Annotated in this window: 2 protein-coding genes; both read left to right on the forward strand. The window is 62.9% G+C overall.

What is annotated here, in order from left to right; all coding sequences use genetic code 11:
- Positions 1 to 249: 249 nt before the first annotated feature.
- Positions 250 to 810: an HNH endonuclease gene (locus tag ACTQ1E_RS08795; RefSeq protein ID WP_441565881.1), complete on the forward strand. Its 561-nt coding sequence runs from the start codon at positions 250 to 252 to the stop codon at positions 808 to 810.
- Positions 803 to 1,163, forward strand: a 361-nt coding sequence (locus ACTQ1E_RS08800; protein ID WP_441565883.1) for a hypothetical protein, incomplete at its 3' end; no start/stop codon positions are given. The genes ACTQ1E_RS08795 and ACTQ1E_RS08800, both read left to right, overlap by 8 nt.

The following is a 1,163-nucleotide window of genomic DNA, read 5'->3' on the forward strand; positions in this document are numbered from 1 at the left end:
TAGATGGTCTCGTGAGCGGCTGCGGCTGGCGTCCGCGCGGCTGGGTGCCGCTCCTGCCCGACGACGACGACACCCACCTCATCGGCCCCGACTGGCGACCGCAGGCCGAGCGGTGCAAACCGGGGCACGTCCGGCTGACGCTCATCTTCCAGGAGGGGGACGGATGAAACCCCCCATGCCCCGGGTCGCTGACGGCCCCGACTTTGTCGTGCGCAGAGACGACAACATCGACAGAGAGGACGAGACGCCATGCCAGTGACGAAGCGCACCCGATTCGAGGTACTGCGACGCGATGGCTACCAGTGCCGATACTGCCACCGTAAGGACAATGAACTAACCGTCGATCACGTCACCCCTACCAGCCTCGGGGGCGCAGACACCCCAGAGAACCTGGTCGCCTGCTGCATGGACTGCAACGCCGGGAAGGCCTCCAGTCACCCGGACACACCCCTCGTCGCCGACGTGAGTGAGGACGCGAAACGGTGGGCTGAGGCCTGCAAGATCGCAGCCCAGCGCGTCTCTGAACGGCGCGACAGATGGTCCAAACAGTGCCAGAAGTTTCGCAAAACGTGGCGAGTTTGGGACGAAGATTGCACGTTTCTGCCCGCCGATTGGAAGCAAAGTGTGGTGCGTTGGCTCGATAACGGAGTGCCTTACGACCGTATAGCTGAGGCGCACAGCATCGCAATCGAAGCCTACGGCGTCCCAAGTCGCACAGTCTTCCGCTACATGGCGGGCGTCATCAAGAACATCGTGAAGGAAATCGAGGCCGAAACTGCCGCGATCCTGAGAGCGGGCGACGATGGCTAGAGAGTTCGCACGCTACCTCGTCTCGACCCACCGCGACCCAGATTGGGCCACGCTGACCACCACCCAACACGACTGTTACATGGCGCTCCTGTCCAGCCCAGACCTGTCATGGGCCGGGGTTGTCCCCTACTTCCCAGCCAGGTATGCAGGCAACGCCGCCGACCTGACACCCCGCAAGGTTGCCAAAGCGTGGGACTCGCTCGCAGACGCAAACCTGCTAGTCATCGACCATTCAACCGGTGAAATCCTCGTGCGCTCATTCCTGAGGCACGACAAGGTGTTGACGAAACCCAACGTGACGAAAGCATTCTGCCGCGCCCTCGACCGCATCGCCTCGACCGCTATCCGCGACC

The sequence above is a fragment of the Collinsella sp. LCP21S3_C7 genome (genome assembly GCF_052118485.1).
Taxonomy (GTDB): domain Bacteria; phylum Actinomycetota; class Coriobacteriia; order Coriobacteriales; family Coriobacteriaceae; genus Collinsella.